Consider the following 18,134-nt stretch of genomic DNA (forward strand, 5'->3'; position numbering starts at 1 on the left):
CAGCCATACAGGCTGCGCTCCAGCATCGAGAACCAAGATGACCGACCAGGCCATATCCTTCGGCTCAAAACCCCCGCGCGGCGGTGACACGGGTGCGCTCCTGCGCGCCCATGACTGGCATAATACGGAGCTAGGCTCTCTCGAGAGCTGGTGCCCGAACCTGCGCGTCACGGTCGATGTGATGATCGACTCCCCGGTGCCGAAGGTCCTTATGTGGGGCCCGCAGCACCGGATGATCTACAATGACGGCTATATCGCCATTGCAGGGCGCCACCATCCGCATGCCTTCGGCGGACGCGTGGACGAGGTGTGGCCCGAGATCTGGGACTTCAATCGCCAGGTGCTGGAAACCGGCATGCGGGGCGAAGTGCAGGCCTTCCATGACCAGCTCATGGTGTTGAACCGCAGCGGTGCGATGGAGGAAGTGTATTTCGACCTCTTCTACACCCCGATCTATATCGACGAGGACACCGTCGGCGGGGTGCTGTGCACCGTGGTCGAGAATACCGGCCGTGTCCGGATGCGGCGAGAGCTGATGCACAGCACGAGGCGCTTCGAAGCGGCCGTGGCCGCTGTGGACGGCATCGTCTGGACCAACGACCCGGAGGGGCGCATGTCCGGCCCGCAGCCGGGCTGGCAGGCGCTGACCGGCCAGACACAGCAAGAATGCGAAGGCTTCGGCTGGGCCGAAGCCGTGCACCCGGATGACCGCGCGGCAAGCGTCGCCGCCTGGAACGAGGCGGTGGCCGAGCGCAAGACGTTCGTGTTCCAGCATCGCGTACGCCGCAAGGATGGCGAATGGCGCTGGTTCTCCATCCGCGCCGTTCCGAGCTTCAGCGACGATGGCAGCATCCGCGAATGGGTGGGCGTCCACACCGACGTCACCGACAAGCACCGGCAGGAGATCGCCCTGCGCGAGCATGCCGAGCAGCTCGAGCGGCAGATCCGCCATCGCCAGCGTGCCGAAGACCAGCTCCGCCATCTCAACGAGACGCTGGAAACCCGCATCGTCGAGGCCATCGCCGAACGGCGTCAGGCCGAGATCGCCCTGGCGCAGGCGCAGAAGATGGAGAGCATCGGCAAGCTGACCGGCGGCGTCGCGCACGATTTCAACAATCTGCTGCAGGTGGTGTCCGGCAATCTGCAATTGCTGGCAAGCGATATCGCCGGCAACGAACGGGCAGAGCGCCGCGTGGCCAACGCCATGGCGGGCGTATCGCGCGGGTCGAAGCTGGCGGCACAGCTTCTGGCCTTCGGACGGCGGCAGGCGCTGGAGCCCAAGGTGGTCAACGTGACGCGCTTCGTGCGCGGCATGGACGATATGCTGCGCCGTGCCATCGGCGAAGGGATCGAGATCGAGACCGTGGTCGGCGGCGGCCTGTGGAACACCTTCATCGACCCGACGCAGATCGAGAATGCGCTGTTGAACCTTGCGATCAACGCGCGCGACGCGATGGACGGGCAGGGGCGGCTGACGATCGAACTCGGCAATGCCAGCCTGGACGACGCCTATGCGCGCCTGCACGAAGAGGTGACGCCCGGCCAGTACGTGATGCTGGCGGTGTCGGACACCGGCTGCGGCATGACGCCGGAGGTGATGGAGCGCGTCTTCGAGCCCTTCTTCTCCACCAAGAGCGAAGGCAAAGGCTCGGGCCTCGGCCTGTCGATGGTCTACGGGTTCGTCAAGCAGTCGGGCGGCCATGTGAAGATCTATTCGGAACCCGGCCACGGCACCACGATCCGCCTGTACCTGCCGCGCGCCGTCGAGGCGGAAGACGTGGAAGTCGAGGTGGACACCGGGCCGGTGTCCGGCGGCACGGAAACCGTGCTCGTGGTGGAGGACGACGAAGAGGTGCGCGCCACCGTGGTGGAGATGCTGGGCGAGCTCGGCTACCGCGTGCTGAAAGCGGTGGACGCGACTTCCGCGCTGAGCGTTGTGGAAAGCGGCATCCCGATCGATCTTCTGTTTACCGACGTCGTCATGCCCGGCGCCCTGAAAAGCCCGGAGCTGGCCCGCAAGACGCGGGAGCGCCTACCGGGCGTCGCGGTTCTGTTCACCTCGGGCTACACCGAAAATTCCATCGTGCATGGCGGCCGTCTGGATGCCGGGGTAAACCTTCTGTCCAAGCCCTATACGCGCGAGGCGCTGGCGCGGAAGGTGCGCCACGTGCTGGCCAACCAGGCGCAGGCCAATTCGGGCGCGGCGCCGCGGCCCGTGGCCGATGCCCCGGCGGCCGACAGCGACGGCAAGAAAGCCAATGTCGTCGGCATTTCGGTCATGCTGGTCGAAGACGACGTGCTGATCCGCATGAACACGGCCGAACTCCTGAAGGAGATGGGGCATCTTGTCGTCGAGGCCGGCAGTGCGGAAGAGGCGACGACCGCCCTCCAGACCATGCCGGTGAAAGTGCTGGTGACGGACGTGAACCTGCCCGGCATCTCCGGGCCGGACCTTGCACGCCGCGCGCTGGAACTCCGCCCGGACCTTGGCATCGTCTTCGCCACGGGCGACCGGCATGTGGACGGCATCGAGGCTTTCGACCCGGCACGCACGACGATCCTGTCCAAGCCCTACGACATGCGCGGGCTGGAAAGGGCGATCTCCGGCGTATTCGCAGGGGTGGCCGCGCAGGCGAGCCCGGCGCAGCGCACGACAGCCGATAGCTGATCCCGGCAGGTACGCTACAAAAAAAGGCCGAAGCGTATGCTCCGGCCTTTTTGGTGGTCGATGACGATCGAGGATCAGGCGACGACGCCGTCCGCCTTGAGGGCGGCATAGGTGTCGTCGAGTGCCTTGCCGAAGCGCGCGACCATCTCGCGTACCTCGTCTTCGGTGATGATGAGCGGCGGGCAGAAGGCGATCTGGTCGCCGATGGCGCGGATGATCACGCCATGCTCGTGCCCCTTCACGAAGAGCGTGCCGCCGGCCCTGCCTACAGGATCGAAGCGCGTCTTGGTGGCCTTGTCGGCGACCAGTTCCACCGCCGCGATCAGGCCCACGCCACGCACGTCGCCGACCAGAGGATGGTTTTGGAAGCGCTTCAGCTCTTCCTGCAGGACCGCACCGGAGCGCGCGGCATTCTCGACGAGATTACGCTCGCGGATGATGGCGAGGTTTTCGTTGGCGATGGCGCAGGACACGGGATGCCCCGTCGTGGTGAAGCCATGGCCGAGCGTGCCGATCTTGGCCGTGTTGTCGGCGATGCCCTGGTAGATCGCGTCGGAAATCAGCACTGCCGCCAGGGGCGCGTAGGATGAGGCGATCTGCTTGGACGTCACCAGCACGTCGGGCTGGATGTCGTAATACTCGCAGGCGAAGGTGGTACCGAGACGCCCGAAGCCGTTGATGACCTCGTCCGCGACGATCAGGATATCGTGCTTGCGGCAGATTTCCTGGACGCGCGCCCAATAGCCTTCCGGCGGAGGCAGCACGCCGCCGGCACCCATCAACGGCTCGCCGATGAAGGCAGCGATGGTGTCCGCCCCTTCCGCCGCGATCGTGTCTTCCAGCTCCTGCGCAAGCCGCTCGGTGAACTGGGCTTCGGTTTCGCCCGGCTGGCCGAAGCGCCAGTAGTGCGGGCAGGTCAGGTGCCGCACGGGAATGATCGGCAGGTCGAAATCGCGGTGGTTGACGGGCAGCCCCGTCAGCGACCCGGAAACCATCGTGATGCCGTGATAGGCATTCTGGCGCGACAGGAACTTCTTCTTTTCCGGGCGGCCGCGCGCATTGTTGTAATACCAGATCAGCTTGACGACGGTGTCGTTGGCTTCCGAGCCGGAATTGGTGAAGAAGACGCGGTTGACGCTGGCCGGGGTCATTTTGACCACTGTTTCGGCCAGGTCCACCGACGGCTCGTTCGTCTTGTGGCTGAAGGTGTGGTAGTAGGGCAGCTTCTGGAGCTGGGCGTAGGCGGCATCCGCGATCCGCTTCTCGCCGAAGCCGACGGCCACGCTCCACAGGCCGGCCATGGCCTCGATATACTGCTTGCCCTGATCGTCGAAGACATAGATGCCTTCGCCTCGGTCGATCACGATGGGGCCGGTCTCCTCATGCTTGCGGGCATTGGTGACGGGATGGAGGATATACTCCACATCCCTTGCATAAACGGAATTCGGCAGTGCCGCGGACATGATGGAAGTTCCTTTCCCTGTGGAGCCGTCAAACCCTGGGGTGTGCTGACGGAAATGCTTTCGTCATACGGTGCTTCAGACCTTGCCCGCCAGCGATCTTTCCTGTCGCCACCGAAGCAGGGCGGCAAGCCCGGCCAGGAGCAGCGTTCCGAGGATCAGCAGGAACGCGGCCGCGGCCACCGCCGGGCTGATGTTCTCGCGGATGGAGGAAAACATCTGGCGGGCTAGCGTACGCTGGTTGGGGCCGGCGACGAACAGCGTCAGCACCACTTCGTCCAGCGATGTGGCGAAGGCGAAGACCGCGCCGGTCACGATGCCGGGCGCGGCCAGAGGCATGGTTACACGGCGGAACACGGTGAATGGATTGGCGCCGAGGCTGGCTGCCGCCCGAAGCGATGTGCGGTCGATGCCGGCCAGCGCGGTGGACACGCTGACGATGACGAAGGGGATGCACAGCACCGAGTGCGAGACGATGACGCCGAGATAGGTCGAGGACAGGCCGATCCGCGCCAGCGAAATCTGCAGCCCGACGCCGAGAACCACCGCCGGCACGACCATCGGCAGCAGGAAGACCGTGCGGAACAGACCGGCGAGGGGCAGGGCGCTTCCCGCCAGCCCCAGCGCCGCGAGCGTTCCGAGAACGACGGAGACCAGCGTTGCCCCGCCGCCGATGATGAGGCTGTTGATGATGGAGCGCTGCCACGCCCCGCTGGCCAACTCGTCGAACCAGCGCAGCGAGACACCGGGGATCGGGTAGTTCAGGAACACCGAATCCGTAAAGGCCAGCGGCAGGATGGCGACGATGGGAAGCAGCAGGAACACAACTGCCGCGATGCCGAAGATGATCTTGAGCGCGCGCATGTCAGGCCCCCAGCGGCGCGCCGTTGCGCGACAGCCTGTTGTAGACGACGTAAAGCAGGGTCGTGACGACGAGCAGGATGATGCCCAGCGCACCGGCCATGCCCCAATTGGCCGTCTGCAACGCGTAGAAGGCGATGATGGACGAGATCATCTGGTCGTTGGGGCCACCCACCAGCGCGGGCGTGATGTAATAGCCGATCGCGACCATGAAGACGAGCAGGGAGCCCGACAGGACACCCGGCAGGCTGAGCGGCAGCAGCACCCGCCAGAAGGCGCGCAGCGGCGATGCGCCCATCGAGGCCGCGGCCGGCATCAGGTTTTTCGGGATGGCGGTGATGACCGAATAGATCGGCAGCACCATGAAGGGCAGCAACACATGCGTCATCGCGACGATGACGCCGGCCCGATTGAAGATCAGCGGCAGCGGCCCCGATATGAGGCCGAGATCCATCAGCGTCCGGTTGATGAGGCCCTGGTCTTGCAGCAGGATGAACCATGCCGCGGTGCGCACGAGCAGCGATGTCCACAGCGGCAAAAGCACCGCGAGCAGCAGGATATTGCGCTTCCAGCCGGTGACGGACGCCGCAAGCATGGCGTAGGGCAGGCCGATGGCGATGCAGAAGAGCGTTATGACGGCGGCGATGGAGAAGGTGCGCCAGATGATGAGCCGGTTGGCCGAGCTGCCGGCCGGGCGTGCCTCGATGTCGCCGGCGTCGTTGCGCTCCAGGTCGACCGCGGCCAGAAGGTTGCGGTCGGTATAGGGGCTGGCGGCGTTCTGTATGGCCGTCCAGAAGGTCGGATCGCCCCAGCGGTCGTCGATGGCCACCATGTCGACCGGGTCGCCGTCGGCCATGTCGCGCGCGGCGCGCTGGGTTTTGCCCATCAGCGTGCGGAAACCGGAGGCGGCGCTGTTGAGGCGCCGCACCGCCGGGCCCAGCTTCGCATTGTCCACCTCGCGCAGGTCCTTCATGAAGGCCTGCTGGATATCCATGGAGGGCGGAGCCTCGCCATCCCATCCGCCGATGACGGCGGCCGTCTCGGGCAGCGCCCCGGCCATGGCGTCGTCGCGCACCGCCACGGCAATCATGGTCCAGAGCGGCCAGATGAAGAAGACGGCCAGAAACAGTGCCAGCGGCAGGACAAGCAGCCCGGCCCGCAGGCGGGTGGAGAGGGTGACGTCGGTCATGCCGGGAATACCGAGCAATCCGCGGGGTCGAAGGACATGTTGACCCGCTCGCCCGGGCTGAACGTGCGCGCGCTGCGTTCCAGCCGGGCGACGAACGGCAGTTCCCCGGCGTTGAGGTGCAGGCGAATATGGTCGCCCTGGTAGACGGCGTCATCCACCGTGACGGAAAAGCTGTTGGCCAAAGGCGGGGTGCGGTCGAGCGCCAGACGCTCCGGCCGGATCGACAGCGTCGCGGCCCCGGATGCGGGCCCATCCTGCGGGGCGGTGGCCAGGACGCGATGCCCGCCGGGAAGATCCACCGCGACGAAACCGCCCTGGCGGCCGGCCAGCGAGCATTCGATGAGGTTCGTCTCGCCGATGAACTGCGCGACGAAGCGGTTTTCGGGCCGGTCGTAGACCGCGTCCGGAGAGCCGATCTGCGCGATCCGGCCCTTGTCGAAGATGGCGATCCTGTCCGACATCGTCAGCGCCTCGGACTGGTCGTGCGTGACGAAGACGATGGTCAGGCCAAGCCGGCGATGCAGGGCGCGGATCTCGAGCTGCATCTCCTCGCGGAGCTGCTTGTCGAGCGCGCCGAGCGGCTCGTCCATCAGGATGACCTTCGGCTCGAACACCAGCGCCCGCGTCAGCGCCACGCGCTGCTGCTGGCCACCGGACAGTTGGGAAGGCTTGCGGTCGGCAAGATGGCCAAGGCGCACCCTGTCGAGGGCGGCCGCCACGGCCTTGCGCGAGTCCGCTTTGCGCACGCCCCGCATGTCGAGCGGGAAGGCGACGTTTTCGGCGACGGTCATATGCGGGAACAGCGCATAGTTCTGGAACACGACGCCCATGCCCCGCTTGTGCGGGGGCAGATCGTTGAGTTTCTGCCCGTCGAGCCAGATGGTCCCGGCGCTGGCGCGCTCGAAGCCCGCCAGCATCATCAGGATGGTCGTCTTGCCGGAGCCCGAAGGCCCCAGCAGGCTCAGGAACTCGCCTTTCGCCACTTCGAGGTTGAGGCCCTCCACGACGCGCATCGGCCCATAGCTTTTGGACACGTCGTTGAGGTGGATGAAGGCGCGTTCATTCATGCGGATACAGCCTTACTGGGCAAGCCAAGCGTTGAAGCGCGCGCTGAGCTCCTCGATATGGTCGATCCAGAAATCGGTATCGAGCGAGATCGCGCCTTCCATGTTTGCCGGAGAGGTGGGGAGCTCGGCCGCTTCCGCCGCCGGCACCAGCGTGCCGGCCTCGACGTTGGGCAGACCATAGGCGATGTAGTTCGGCAGCTTGGACTGGTTCTCCGGCGCGCTCGCAAAGGAGATGAACTCGAAGGCGGCGTCCTTGTTGGGCGAATCCTTCAGCACGACCCAGCTATCCACGGCATAGATGCTGCCCGGCCAGACGATCTTCAGATTGCGGTTCTCGGTCTTGTTGATGCCCGACAGGCGGCCGTTATAGGCCGTCGTCATGACGACTTCGCCCGAGGCCAGAAGCTGGATCGGCTGGGCGCCGGCTTCCCACCAGACGATATCGGACTTCAGCGCGTCGAGCTTGGCGAAGGCCCTGTCGACACCCTCGTCGGTGCCGAGAACCTCGTAGACTTCCTCGGGCTTCACGCCGTCGGCCATGAGTGCGAATTCCAGCGCGTATTTCGGGCCACGGCGAAGGCCGCGCTTGCCCGGAAACTTCTCGGTGTCCCAGAAGTCGGCCCAGCTCTGGGGCGCTTCCTTCAGCTTGTCGCCGTCATAGCTGAGGCCGGTCGTCCAGACGATGGCGCCGACGCCGCATTCGCTGACCGCAGAGGGGATGAACTTGTCTTCGCCGCCGAGGGCCGACCAGTCGACCGTCTCGTAAAGGCCGTCGGCGCAACCGAGGGCGAGTTCCTCGGCTTCCACCTGGACCACGTCCCAATTGGCGGGAACGGTTTCCATCTTGGCGGCGATGACGCCGTAGCCGCCATCCCAGGACTCTTCCAGAACGGGCTTGCCGGACTTTTCGGCAAAGGGCTTGAAGTAGATTTCACGCTGCGCGTCCTGGTAGTTTCCGCCCCAGGATACCACCGTCAGGTCGCGGGCCGAAGCCGTGCCTGCGGAGAGGGCGATGCCCAATGCCACCAGGCCCACCGTCGTCGAAATAAGTTTCTTCATTGAAATCGTCTCCTCTGGAAGTCTGGCGAAAGTCAAACACAACCCGCCATGGTCCGCAGCAGGGAAAAGCGGGTGTTGAATATTCTGTCCGGCAAAGCCTTCGCGGCTGCACTCGAACGGGCTTGCGAGGCTTAGTAAGTGGGCGGCGTGATGGCGCTGACGATGCGCGCCGGCTGCCCCGAAAGGTTGCGGAACCGGTGGGGGATCTGGCTGTCGAAATAATAGGCGTCGCCCGTTTCCAGCACGCGCGCTTCGGCGCCGACCGTCACCTCGACGCAGCCCTCCACCACGACGCCGGCCTCCTGCGCCGCATGCGATATCGCTTCCCCGGTATCGGCCCCCGCCGCGTAGGTTTCGTGCAGCATCAGAAGCGTTCGGTTGGGATGGTCGATGCCGACGATGCGATAGGAGATACTGGATGGCCGGCCGGCTTCCGGCAGGTCGTCTGCGCGGTAAAAGGGAGAGTAGGGCGCACTGGACGCGAGCTGCGAAAAGAAGCCGCTCATGGTGGAGCCCATGGCCTCCAGTATGGCGCCCAGCGTGTCGACAGACGGGCTCAGCCTGTCGCGCTCGATGAGCGAAATGGTGGAGTGGGAAATGCCGGAGCGAACCGCCAGTTGCCGGGTCGACAGTTGGCGTCGCCTGCGCAACTCCCTCAGGCCCTGTCCGATCGCAGGCATACGATGCTCCCGTGTGATCCCGTCCGGGCGGGCAGTCAACGCACCGCACAATTTTCAGTCACCACCATCCTACGAGTGGTTGGTATTTTCAACACCCTTGAATGACCGGATTGGCAGCGGCCGCGCCGGGTGAGAGCTTCTGCGCGAAAAGATCGACCCCACTCATATCCGCAGGAATGTCCGATGACCCTTTCGACGCCGTCCCCGACTGCCGCGCACGGCCTGTTCCATATCAAGGCGCCGTCGGCCAGCGCCGAAATCGACGGAACGGAGATCGAATCGACGGTCCGCGACATACTGGGCCGCGTTGCCCGGGAGGGCGACGAGGCCGTGCGCCATTACAGCCAGGCCTTCGACGGGACGGCGCCGGAGCGATTCGAGGTTTCCGACGCGCAGAAGCAGGAGGCGGTCGCCGCCCTGGAGCCGGAAGCGCTCGAGGACATGCAGTTCGCCATCGAGCAGGTGCGCCATTTCGCCGAGGCGCAGCGGCAGACCATGTTGCCGCTGGAGATCGAGACCCTGCCGGGGCTGCATCTGGGCCATCGGATCATCCCGATCCGCCGCGTCGGTGCTTATGTGCCCGGCGGACGCTATCCGCTGTTGTCCGCCCCGGTCATGACCATCGTTCCGGCGGTCGTTGCCGGCTGCGCCGAAATCGTCGCGTGCCTGCCGCCCAATGCCCATCCTGCCATGATCGCCGGCTGCCACCTTTCCGGTGCGACGCGCATCTTCCGGATCGGCGGCGCACAGGCGATCGCGGCGATGGCCTACGGCACCGACAGCGTACCGGCGGTCGACAAGATCGTCGGACCCGGCAACGCCTATGTCAACGAAGCGAAGCGGCAGGTGTTCGGACGGGTCGGCATCGACCAGTTGGCCGGGCCGAGCGAAATCTACGTGCTGGCCGACGAAACCGGCGATGCCAGGATGATCGCCACCGATCTTCTGGCCCAGGCCGAGCATGACATCCGCACGCGCGTTGGCCTGATCACGACGTCGGAGACCCTTGGCCGCGCGGTGCAGGCCGAAGTCGAGGCGCAACTGGCGACTTTGTCGACGGCGGCGGTGGCCGGTGCGGCGTGGAAGACCTATGGCGAGATCGCCGTCGTGCCGGATGAGGATGCGATGGTGGCCTATTCCGACCAGATTGCCGCAGAGCACTTGCAGGTCCATACGCGCGACGCCGCAGCATTCGCGCAGCGCCTGTCCAATTATGGGTCCCTGTTCATCGGCACGAAGGCAAGCGTCGTCTATTCCGACAAATGCTGCGGTACCAACCACACGCTGCCGACCATGGGGGCAGGGCGCTACACCGGCGGCCTGTGGGTGGGGTCGTACCTGAAGGTCGCGACGCACCAGTGGCTCGACGGCGAAGGCGTGGCTGCCGTTGCGCCCCATGCCGTGCGCCAAAGCGCCCGCGAAGGCCTGGAAGGCCATCGTCGTGCCGCCGCATTGCGGCTGGGGCTCGCCTGAGCGTCAGCCTTTATCGGCAATCCGCCCGGCGGATATAGAAGGTCTGGACCTGGCCGTCGCCTTCATAGCGATGCTCGACGGCCGCCAGTTCTCCGCGCAGCAAGGCCGGCTTCCAGGTGGCGCAGCGTTGGCCTGCCATCGCCGACTTTTCCCGGCGGGCGTCTACCGGCCCGTCCGCGGCGAAGGCATAGACGACCTTGTCGCCTTCCTGCCTGATATCCGTCAGGCGCACGCCGGGCAGGACCTCCCGCGGAAGGCTCTGCGCCTCCGTTGCGACGGCGTCGAAAACGAATGTCTGGCTGTGGGGCGTCGCCCATGCCTGGACCTCGTCGACGGGCAACTGCATGACGGCAATCCCGGCTGCCCCGAGAAGGCCGATCTGGCCGTATCTGCTTCGCAATATGCTCATGACGTCGTGCACCACCTAGACCCCTGGAAGCATGTTTAAACGATTCAAATGGGGTTGGGTTGCAGTGCAGCGCGGTCGAATATCGATTTTCGCCGCAAATTTGCCGGAATGGTTAACGCTGTCCTTCCTCATGTTCCCCTTGCCGAGTGGGCTGTAATGTTATAACAAGCCGGCAACTGGAACACCCCGGCGGCCCGATGCATACAGACAGCCAAACCCGATCGGCAGATGCGGGTCGCAAACCGCGCTCCGTCATGCAGATGTCGGCCATCCAGCGTCTCGGCATCGTTGCGGCGCCGCTGGTGCTGCTGTGGGCGGCCGTGCTTCTGGTGATGGTGCGATGAGTGCCGGTGCGCCCGTCATCACGATCGACGACCTGACGCTCGCCTATCGTCGGCAGCCGGCCGTGCATCATGCGTCGGGGGCCTTCACGGAGGGTTCGCTGACGGCGATCATCGGGCCCAACGGCGCCGGCAAGTCTACCCTGCTCAAGGGCATCATGGGCCTGATAGACCCGTCCACGGGCAGCATCCGGCTGAACGGCCTGAAGCGCCACGACGTCGCCTACCTGCCGCAGGCCGGTGATCTGGACCGCAGTTTCCCCATGGATGTCGCAGACCTTGTGGCCTTGGGCGCATCGCGCAAGTCCGGCTGGTTCCGGGCCATCGCGCAGGGCGATCTTGCCCGTGTGGACGATGCGATCGCCGCCGTCGGCCTGCGCGGCTTCGAGCGCCGCGCCATCCACACTTTGTCCGGCGGCCAGCTTCAGCGCGCGCTGTTTGCGCGGATGCTGGTGCAGGATGCGCGCGTTCTATTGCTGGACGAGCCTTTCACCGCCATCGACATGCGCACCACCCTCGACCTTCTGGCCGTCGTACGGCGCTGGCACGGGGAGGGGCGAACCATCATCGCGGTTCTGCACGACCTGGAACTGGTGCGCGAACACTTTCCGGATACGCTGCTGATCGCCCGCGAAATCGTGGACTGGGGCGCGACGGCGCGGGTGCTGACCCCGGAAAAGCTGCGCGAAGCGCGGACCTTGAGCGAAAACTGGATCGAGGATCCCTATTCGAGATCGGCGGCATGAGCGCGTTGCTGTCCCCCTTCGTCGATTATGGTTTCATGCTGCGGGCGCTGACGGGGTGTCTCGCCCTCTCGCTGGGGGCGTGCCCGCTGGGCGTGCTTCTGGTGCTGCGTCGCATGAGCCTTGTCGGCGATGCGATGAGCCACGCGATCCTGCCGGGCGCCGCCATCGGCTTCATGGTGGCGGGCTTCTCGCTGGTCGCCATGACGGTCGGGGGGCTCGTCTCGGGCCTCGCCGTGGCGTTGCTGGCGGGGGTCGTCTCGCGGTTCACCGCCCTGCGCGAAGATGCGAGCTTCGCCGCATTCTACCTTGCCTCGCTGGGGCTCGGCGTTCTGATCGTCTCGCTGTACGGCTCCAATATCGACCTGCTCAACGTGCTGTTCGGCACGGTGCTGGGGCTGGACGATGCGGCGATCCTGCTGATGGCCTGTATCGCCACGCTGACGCTCGTGCTGCTGGCGGTCTTCTATCGCGCCATCGTGGCCGAGTGTCTCGACCCGGGCTTCCTGCGCTCCGTCGGCGGAGCGGGAGGGCTGGCGCATATGCTGTTCATGAGCCTCGTCGTTTTGAACCTCGTCGGCGGCTTCCAGGCGCTCGGCACCTTGATGGTCGTCGGCATCATGATGCTGCCGGCCGCCGCAAGCCGCTTCTGGGCGGAGACCGTGCCAGGCCAGATGCTCGTCGCCATTCTCGTCGGTTTCGCCTCTTCGGTGTGTGGCCTGCTGGTATCCTACCACTACGGCGCGCCGGCATCTCCGGCCATCATCCTGTCGGCCTCGGCCGTCTATGCGGTCTCCGTCCTCGCCGGGCGCTTCGACAGCGTGCTCGCCCGGACCATCCAGTTTCGTCATATCCATCACTGAGGTTTTCGCATGTTGAAGTCTCTTTCCATCGGTATCGTCTCCGCCATCGCACTTCTGTCGGCTTCCGGCATGGCGGCGGCCGAGCCCGTCAAAGTCGTTGCCAGTTTCTCCATCCTGGCCGACATGACACGCGAGATCGGCGGCGACGCGGTCGAGGTTCAGCCGCTCGTCGGCCCCGACGGCGATGCGCATGTGTTCCAGCCATCGCCGGCCGATACGCGCAAGCTGGCCGATGCCGACCTCGTCGTCATGAACGGCCTGGGCTTCGAGGGGTGGATGCCGCGCCTCGTCGAGGCATCCGGCTATACCGGCAAGACGGTCGTGGCATCGACGGGCGTGACCGAGCTGAAGAGCGAGGAGCACGAGGAGCATGACCACGAAGCGGCGCATGAGCATGAAGCCGCTCACGAGCACGAGCATGGCCACGAAGGGCACGACCATGGCCCGATAGACCCGCACGCCTGGCAGGATCTGTCGAACGGCGTGGTCTATGCGCGCAACATCGCCGATGGCCTGGCAGAGGCCGACCCGGCCAATGCCGATGGCTACCGGCAGCGGGCGGCGGCCTACATCGCGCAGATGCAGGCACTGGACGCCGAGGTTAAGACCGAGCTTGCGACGATCCCGCAGGAACGCCGCAAGGTGGTCACCTCGCATGACGCATTCGGCTACTTCGCCCGCGCCTATGGGGTAGAGTTCATTGCGCCGGAGGGCGTCTCCACCGAGTCCGAGGCATCGGCCGCCGACGTTGCCGCGATCATTTCGCAGATCAAGGCCGAGAACATCACGGGTGTCTTCGTCGAAAGCATCACCAACAGCCGGCTGATCGAGCAGATCGCGCGCGAGACGGACGCCCATGTCGGCGGAACGCTGTATTCCGATGCGCTTTCGGACGCGTCCGGACCGGCGCCGACCTACCTCGACATGTTCCGCAACAACACACGCAAGATCCTGGATGCGTTGAAGCTCGGCTGAGCGGCCGAAGAATTTTCCACGGATGGGCACGGCTGCGGAAGATTGGTTCCGCCCGGCCGCTCGATGCAACCGGCTTGGACCTCGTCGCGCGGCCTGCGACGGGGGATAAAGGGTCTTCGATCCAGACCCTAAATGCCGAGAGACGCCCGATGAAGAAAACCCTTCTGCTCAGCCTTGCGATTGCGCTTTCCACAGCCGGAGGCGCTCAGGCGCAGGAGGCGAACAAGCTTCTGAACGCGTCCTACGATATCTCCCGCGAGTTGTTCGCAGCGATCAACCCCGCCTTCATCGCCGACTACAAGGCAAACACCGGCCGCGACGTGACGATCGATCAGTCGCATGGCGGATCGTCGCGGCAGGCCCGGTCCATCCTGGAAGGTCTGGAAGCCGATGTCGTCACCTTCAACCAGGTGACGGACGTGGACATCCTGGCCGGCAACGGCTTCGTCAGCGCCGACTGGCAGCAGGAATTCCCCAACCAGGCGTCGCCCTACTACTCCCTGCCGGCCTTCCTTGTCCGCGAGGGCAACCCGAAGAACATCAAGGACTGGAGCGATCTCGTCCGCGACGACGTCAAGGTGATCTTCCCCAACCCGAAGACTTCCGGCAACGCCCGCTACACCTATCTGGCGGCGACGGCCTATGCGCTGGAAGCCTTCGACGGCGACCAGGAAAAGGTAAGCGCGTTCATCTCCAAGCTGTTCGACAACGTGCCCGTATTCGATACCGGTGGCCGCGCCGCCACGACGACTTTCGTCGAGCGCCAGATCGGCGATGTGCTGATTACCTTCGAGGCGGAAACACGCGGGATCGAACGGGAATTCGGCACCGACAGCTTCGATACGGTGGTGCCTTCGGTCAGCCTTCTGGCCGAGTTTCCGGTCGCGGTTGTGGATCGCGTCGCAGAGCGGCACGGAACGGCGGAGCTTGCCAAAGCCTATCTCGATTTCCTCTACACGCCTGCCGGGCAGGAGATCCTGGCCGAAAACGGCAACCGGGTGCATGACGAAGCGGTTGCGGCAAAGTTCGCCGGAGAGTTTCCGCAGGTTCGCCTGCTGACGGTCGACGACGTCTTCGGTGGCTGGGACAAGGTGCAGGAAGAGCATTTCGCTTCGGGCGGGACGCTCGACCAACTCTACGGCAGCCGCTAAGAGGGGTGCATCCGAAGGCCGGCCACAGGGCCGGCTTTCTCCTGTTTGCGCCAAGACCTGAGGGGGCGCCCGAAACGTGTCGCGTCGTGTCCTGCCGGGGTTCGGACTGAGCCTCGGCTTCACCCTGTTCTACATCACGGTCATCGTGTGCCTGCCGCTCGGGGCGCTCATCTTCAAGGCTGCCAGCCTTGGGCCGGAAGCCTATTGGCGGATCGTATCCGCGCCGCGCGCCGTTGCCAGCTACCAGGTAACCATCCTGACGGCGCTGGCGGCGACGGCGTTCAACGTCGTCTTCGGGCTGGCGCTCGCCTGGGTGCTGACGCGTTATCGCTTTCCGGGGCGTAGGCTGCTGGATGCCATCGTCGACCTGCCCTTCGCCTTGCCGACGGCGGTGGCGGGCATCGCGCTGACGACGCTTTTCGCGGCCAATGGCTGGCTGGGCGGCGCGCTGGCCGATCTTGGCATCAACGTGGTCTACACGCCGCTCGGTATCATCGTCGCCATGACCTTTACCAGCGTGCCTTTCGTGGTGCGGACCGTGCAGCCGGTGCTGGAGGATCTGGACCCCGCGCTGGAAGAAGCGGCTCTGTCGCTGGGCGCCGGCGAGGGGCGCATCTTCCGCAAGGTGATCCTGCCGCTTCTGGCTCCCGCGCTGCTGGCCGGCACCTCCTTATCGTTCGCACGCTCGCTGGGCGAGTTCGGCGCCATCATCTTCATTGCCGGCAATCAGCCCTTCTACAGCGAGATCACGGCGCTGTTGGCCTTCATCCGGCTGGAGGAATACGACTACCCGGCCACAGCCGCCATCGCCTCCGTCATGCTGTTCGCCGCCTTCGTGATGCTGGCCGTGACGAACGTCCTGCAGGCGCGGGCGCTGCGCTATACGGAAAGGGGCTGACATGGAGACGCGCAAGGCTCGCATAGGCGAGGGCCGCCTTTTCCGCCTCGTCCTGATCGGCTTCGTCCTGGTCGCTGCGTTGGGTTTGATCGTGGCGCCGCTCGGCATGATCTTCGCGGCGGCCTTTTCGCAGGGCTTTGCCTATTTCGCCGAAACGATCCGCCAGGCCGACACGCTGCACGCCATCGGCCTGACGGTGGCGACCGCCCTGATCGCCGTTCCGCTGAACACCGCATTCGGGATTGCCGCCGCCTGGGCGGTCACGAAGTTCGACTTTCCCGGACGGCGCGCACTCATCGTGCTGATCGAGATTCCGTTTTCGATCTCGCCTATTGTCGCGGGCATCTCCTACCTCTTCGTCTACGGCTTGCAGGGCATGTTCGGCAGCTATCTGATGGATGCCAACCTGCAGATCCTGTTTGCGCTGCCGGGCATCGTGCTGGCATCCATGTTCGTGACGGCGCCCTTCGTGGCGCGGGAACTCATCCCGCTGATGCAGGCGCAGGGCCGCGACCTGGAGGAAGCGGCCGTATCGCTGGGCGCGGGCGGTCTGCGCACGTTCCTGCGCGTTACGCTGCCCAACATCCGGTGGGCGCTGCTGTACGGGATCGTCTTGTGCAATGCCCGCGTGATGGGCGAGTTCGGCGCCGTGTCGGTGGTTTCCGGAAATATCCGGGGCCAGACCAACACGCTGCCCCTGCATATCGAGCTTCTGTACCACGACTACAACACGGTCGGGGCCTTCGCCGCGGCATCGATCCTGACCGTCCTGGCATTGGTGACGCTGGCGGTGAAGGTTGCGCTGGAGGCACGCGGCGCCGGGCGGCGCAAGCGCCCCGCTGCCCAGACGATGATTGCCCCGCCCGGAGGATTTGCGCGATGAAGATCAGCCTCGACACCGTCGTCAAGACGTTTCGCACGTTCCGCGCGGTGCACGGCGTATCGCTGGACATCGAGAGCGGCCGGCTGGTGGCGCTGCTGGGCCCCTCCGGCTCGGGCAAGACGACCATCCTGCGCATGGTCGCCGGGCTCGAATATCCGGATTCGGGCCGTATCCTGTTCGGCGACGACGATGCGACGGGCATCCCGATCCAGGACCGGGGCGTCGGCTTCGTCTTTCAGCATTACGCCCTGTTTCCGCACATGACGGTGGCCGAAAATGTCGCCTTCGGCATGCAGGGCGGCAAGGGACGCAAGCGCACCAAAACCGAGATCGGCGCGCGGGTCAGCGAACTTCTCGGCCTGGTACGGCTGAGCGGGCTGGAGGATCGCTTCCCGAACCAGATCTCCGGCGGGCAGCGCCAGCGAGTGGCGCTGGCCCGGGCGCTTGCGGTGGACCCGCGCGTTCTTCTGCTGGACGAGCCTTTCGGCGCACTCGACGCGGCCGTGCGGCGCGATCTAAGGCGCTGGCTGCGGGAAATCCACGGAGAACTCGGCATTACGACGCTGTTCGTGACGCACGACCAGGAAGAGGCGCTCGACCTTGCCGACGAGGTCGTGATCCTGAACGAGGGGCGTATCGTGCAGCGGGGCACCCCGCGCGAGGTAACGCGCGCGCCCGCCAATGCCTTCGTGATGCAGTTTCTGGGAGATTCGAACCGGCTGACGGTGGATGTGCGGGACGGGGTTGCCCGGCTGGGCGATATCGCCATCCCCGCGCCCGGCGTAGGCGACGGCAAGGCCTGGCTTTTCGTGCGGCCGCGCGATGTGGACTACGCCCCATCCGGCAGCGGTCTGCCGGTCACGGTGCGGCAGGTGCTGGACCGCCCCGACAGCCGCCGGCTGGTTGCGGCCACCGATGGCGGCGAGATGCTGGAATTCGACGTCCGGTCCGATGTCACTGTCAATTCCGGCGACCGCGGAGCCATCGCCATCCGGGACGGCCGCGTCTTTGCGGAGTGATCAGCTTTCCGTTCGGTCCCCATCCGGACGGTCGCCGATATAATGTCGTGTCAGCGGAAACGCCGGTAGCCAGCCTTCCCGACGCACTGTCCATAATTCGTAGGTCGGGACGAATCGGTCGGTCTGGTCGAGCGCACCCAGATTGACTTCGACCTCGTCACCGGACCTGCCGAAGACGGACGAGCCGCAACGCGGACAGAAGCTGCGTCCTGCATAGTCCTGCGTCGGACCGGTGATGGATACCGCGTCCTGCGGAAAGATCGCCGAAGCATGGAACAGCGCGCCATGATGCTTGCGGCAATCCAGACAGTGACAGATGCCGACGCGATAAGGCTTCCCGGCCGCCTTCAGGCGGACGGCCCCGCACAGGCATCCTCCTTCGACCTCCTGCATCG

The 18,134-nt window shown here is 65.4% G+C and carries 18 protein-coding genes; 10 read left to right on the top strand and 8 right to left on the bottom strand.

Annotated features, from left to right (window positions below; all coding sequences use genetic code 11):
* Positions 1-37 precede the first annotated feature (37 nt).
* Positions 38-2,668, top strand: coding sequence for a hybrid sensor histidine kinase/response regulator (locus AUL31_RS00410; protein WP_060599885.1), 2,631 nt, complete (start codon positions 38-40; stop codon positions 2,666-2,668).
* A 74-nt stretch (positions 2,669-2,742) separates the two neighbouring features.
* Here the strand turns inward: AUL31_RS00410 and AUL31_RS00415 are convergent, their stop codons facing one another.
* The 6 genes from AUL31_RS00415 to AUL31_RS00440 form a co-directional block, all read right to left on the bottom strand.
* On the bottom strand, positions 2,743-4,131 hold the full coding sequence (locus AUL31_RS00415; RefSeq protein WP_060599887.1) for an aspartate aminotransferase family protein: 1,389 nt from the start codon (positions 4,129-4,131) through the stop codon (positions 2,743-2,745).
* A 75-nt stretch (positions 4,132-4,206) separates the two neighbouring features.
* Entirely contained in the window at positions 4,207-4,992 is a 786-nt protein-coding gene (locus tag AUL31_RS00420) for an ABC transporter permease (protein ID WP_060599889.1), read from the bottom strand.
* Position 4,993: 1 nt separating this feature from the next.
* Positions 4,994-6,178 (bottom strand): ABC transporter permease, encoded by a 1,185-nt coding sequence (locus tag AUL31_RS00425; RefSeq protein ID WP_060599897.1) that lies wholly within the window; start codon positions 6,176-6,178, stop codon positions 4,994-4,996.
* The gene (locus AUL31_RS00430; protein ID WP_060599899.1) at positions 6,175-7,245 is read right to left on the bottom strand and encodes an ABC transporter ATP-binding protein; all 1,071 of its coding nucleotides are present in this window, start codon (positions 7,243-7,245) and stop codon (positions 6,175-6,177) included. Before AUL31_RS00430 ends, AUL31_RS00425 begins: the two co-directional genes overlap by 4 nt.
* A 12-nt stretch (positions 7,246-7,257) precedes the next feature.
* Positions 7,258-8,304: an ABC transporter substrate-binding protein gene (locus AUL31_RS00435; protein ID WP_060599900.1), complete on the bottom strand. Its 1,047-nt coding sequence runs from the start codon at positions 8,302-8,304 to the stop codon at positions 7,258-7,260.
* 131 nt (positions 8,305-8,435) lie between these two features.
* The gene (locus AUL31_RS00440; protein WP_060599902.1) at positions 8,436-8,984 is read right to left on the bottom strand and encodes a cupin domain-containing protein; all 549 of its coding nucleotides are present in this window, start codon (positions 8,982-8,984) and stop codon (positions 8,436-8,438) included.
* 183 nt (positions 8,985-9,167) lie between these two features.
* Here AUL31_RS00440 and hisD point away from each other — a divergent pair, with 183 nt between their 5' ends.
* Positions 9,168-10,457, top strand: a complete 1,290-nt coding sequence (gene hisD, locus AUL31_RS00445) for a histidinol dehydrogenase (protein ID WP_060599904.1) — start codon at positions 9,168-9,170, stop codon at positions 10,455-10,457.
* Positions 10,458-10,467: 10 nt separating this feature from the next.
* On the opposite strand, the gene AUL31_RS00450 is transcribed toward hisD, so the two are convergent.
* Complete coding sequence (locus AUL31_RS00450; protein ID WP_143190088.1) at positions 10,468-10,866, bottom strand: NUDIX hydrolase; 399 nt, start codon at positions 10,864-10,866, stop codon at positions 10,468-10,470.
* Between the two features lie 197 nt (positions 10,867-11,063).
* Between AUL31_RS00450 and AUL31_RS20145 the strand changes: the two genes are divergently transcribed.
* The 8 genes from AUL31_RS20145 to AUL31_RS00485 all read left to right on the top strand — a co-directional run bounded on the left by AUL31_RS20145 (position 11,064) and on the right by AUL31_RS00485 (position 17,739).
* Complete coding sequence (locus tag AUL31_RS20145; protein ID WP_156417274.1) at positions 11,064-11,210, top strand: hypothetical protein; 147 nt, start codon at positions 11,064-11,066, stop codon at positions 11,208-11,210.
* On the top strand, positions 11,207-11,953 hold the full coding sequence (locus AUL31_RS00455; protein WP_060599908.1) for a metal ABC transporter ATP-binding protein: 747 nt from the start codon (positions 11,207-11,209) through the stop codon (positions 11,951-11,953). The genes AUL31_RS20145 and AUL31_RS00455 overlap by 4 nt, the downstream gene beginning before the upstream one ends.
* Complete coding sequence (locus AUL31_RS00460) at positions 11,950-12,813, top strand: metal ABC transporter permease (protein ID WP_060599909.1); 864 nt, start codon at positions 11,950-11,952, stop codon at positions 12,811-12,813. The genes AUL31_RS00455 and AUL31_RS00460 overlap by 4 nt, the downstream gene beginning before the upstream one ends.
* 9 nt (positions 12,814-12,822) lie before the next feature.
* Complete coding sequence (locus AUL31_RS00465) at positions 12,823-13,788, top strand: metal ABC transporter substrate-binding protein (RefSeq protein WP_060599911.1); 966 nt, start codon at positions 12,823-12,825, stop codon at positions 13,786-13,788.
* A gap of 149 nt (positions 13,789-13,937) precedes the next feature.
* Positions 13,938-14,939 carry a sulfate ABC transporter substrate-binding protein gene (locus tag AUL31_RS00470; RefSeq protein WP_060599914.1) on the top strand — a complete coding sequence of 334 codons (1,002 nt, stop codon included), beginning with the start codon at positions 13,938-13,940 and terminating at the stop codon, positions 14,937-14,939.
* A gap of 76 nt (positions 14,940-15,015) precedes the next feature.
* Positions 15,016-15,837 (top strand): sulfate ABC transporter permease subunit CysT, encoded by an 822-nt coding sequence (cysT, locus tag AUL31_RS00475; protein ID WP_060599916.1) that lies wholly within the window; start codon positions 15,016-15,018, stop codon positions 15,835-15,837.
* 1 nt (position 15,838) lies between these two features.
* Positions 15,839-16,720, top strand: a complete 882-nt coding sequence (cysW, locus tag AUL31_RS00480; RefSeq protein ID WP_060599918.1) for a sulfate ABC transporter permease subunit CysW — start codon at positions 15,839-15,841, stop codon at positions 16,718-16,720.
* Complete coding sequence (locus AUL31_RS00485) at positions 16,717-17,739, top strand: sulfate/molybdate ABC transporter ATP-binding protein (RefSeq protein WP_060599920.1); 1,023 nt, start codon at positions 16,717-16,719, stop codon at positions 17,737-17,739. Before cysW ends, AUL31_RS00485 begins: the two co-directional genes overlap by 4 nt.
* Here the strand turns inward: AUL31_RS00485 and AUL31_RS00490 are convergent, their stop codons facing one another.
* Positions 17,740-18,132 (bottom strand): GFA family protein, encoded by a 393-nt coding sequence (locus AUL31_RS00490; protein ID WP_060600459.1) that lies wholly within the window; start codon positions 18,130-18,132, stop codon positions 17,740-17,742.
* Positions 18,133-18,134 lie beyond the last annotated feature (2 nt).

This window comes from Aureimonas altamirensis, assembly GCF_001463885.1.
GTDB lineage: Bacteria > Pseudomonadota > Alphaproteobacteria > Rhizobiales > Rhizobiaceae > Aureimonas > Aureimonas altamirensis.

Bases quoted from the DNA above. Each gene is read 5' to 3' on its own strand.
- AUL31_RS00435 (WP_060599900.1), bottom strand. From the start codon at position 8,304: ATGAAGAAACTTATTTCGACGACGGTGGGCCTGGTGGCATTGGGCATC.
- AUL31_RS20145 (WP_156417274.1), top strand. From the start codon at position 11,064: ATGCATACAGACAGCCAAACCCGATCGGCAGATGCGGGTCGCAAACCG.
- AUL31_RS00420 (WP_060599889.1), bottom strand. From the start codon at position 4,992: ATGCGCGCGCTCAAGATCATCTTCGGCATCGCGGCAGTTGTGTTCCTG.
- AUL31_RS00430 (WP_060599899.1), bottom strand. From the start codon at position 7,245: ATGAATGAACGCGCCTTCATCCACCTCAACGACGTGTCCAAAAGCTAT.
- AUL31_RS00425 (WP_060599897.1), bottom strand. From the start codon at position 6,178: ATGACCGACGTCACCCTCTCCACCCGCCTGCGGGCCGGGCTGCTTGTC.
- AUL31_RS00460 (WP_060599909.1), top strand. From the start codon at position 11,950: ATGAGCGCGTTGCTGTCCCCCTTCGTCGATTATGGTTTCATGCTGCGG.
- AUL31_RS00455 (WP_060599908.1), top strand. From the start codon at position 11,207: ATGAGTGCCGGTGCGCCCGTCATCACGATCGACGACCTGACGCTCGCC.
- AUL31_RS00490 (WP_060600459.1), bottom strand. From the start codon at position 18,132: ATGCAGGAGGTCGAAGGAGGATGCCTGTGCGGGGCCGTCCGCCTGAAG.
- cysW (WP_060599918.1), top strand. From the start codon at position 15,839: ATGGAGACGCGCAAGGCTCGCATAGGCGAGGGCCGCCTTTTCCGCCTC.
- AUL31_RS00410 (WP_060599885.1), top strand. From the start codon at position 38: ATGACCGACCAGGCCATATCCTTCGGCTCAAAACCCCCGCGCGGCGGT.
- AUL31_RS00470 (WP_060599914.1), top strand. From the start codon at position 13,938: ATGAAGAAAACCCTTCTGCTCAGCCTTGCGATTGCGCTTTCCACAGCC.
- AUL31_RS00465 (WP_060599911.1), top strand. From the start codon at position 12,823: ATGTTGAAGTCTCTTTCCATCGGTATCGTCTCCGCCATCGCACTTCTG.
- AUL31_RS00450 (WP_143190088.1), bottom strand. From the start codon at position 10,866: ATGAGCATATTGCGAAGCAGATACGGCCAGATCGGCCTTCTCGGGGCA.
- hisD (WP_060599904.1), top strand. From the start codon at position 9,168: ATGACCCTTTCGACGCCGTCCCCGACTGCCGCGCACGGCCTGTTCCAT.
- AUL31_RS00415 (WP_060599887.1), bottom strand. From the start codon at position 4,131: ATGTCCGCGGCACTGCCGAATTCCGTTTATGCAAGGGATGTGGAGTAT.
- AUL31_RS00440 (WP_060599902.1), bottom strand. From the start codon at position 8,984: ATGCCTGCGATCGGACAGGGCCTGAGGGAGTTGCGCAGGCGACGCCAA.
- AUL31_RS00485 (WP_060599920.1), top strand. From the start codon at position 16,717: ATGAAGATCAGCCTCGACACCGTCGTCAAGACGTTTCGCACGTTCCGC.